At 42.0% G+C, this 224-nt stretch carries 1 protein-coding gene; it reads right to left on the bottom strand.

The features are described 5' to 3' along the window. On the bottom strand, window positions 1–209 hold a 209-nt coding region (locus tag EOC06_RS45635), incomplete at its 3' end, for a 1-acyl-sn-glycerol-3-phosphate acyltransferase (protein ID WP_368773624.1). Window positions 210–224 lie beyond the last annotated feature (15 nt).

The raw sequence follows: 224 nt of genomic DNA, 5'->3' as shown, positions 1-224 counted from the left end.
TACCTCATTGTTTTTAAAATTTCTTTTGGGCTGGAGCGGTCAATTGAGAAGGCTCCAAGTTTTTTAAAGTATGGAAACTGCTTCAGTCCCTGTTCATGCATCATGATATACATATCCTGCTGAATAACAGTCTTCGTCAGCTGATAGTAGATGAGCCCATCCCACCAGGAAGAGTGGTTGCAGACAAAAATGCAAGGAAAGGCCGGCAGTTTACTAGATTCTTG

This window comes from Mesorhizobium sp. M7A.F.Ca.MR.362.00.0.0, assembly GCF_004023175.1.
Lineage (GTDB): Bacteria > Pseudomonadota > Alphaproteobacteria > Rhizobiales > Rhizobiaceae > Mesorhizobium.
Note: the sequence above shows the minus strand (reverse complement) of the source record. Positions and strands in the feature narration are given on the sequence as shown.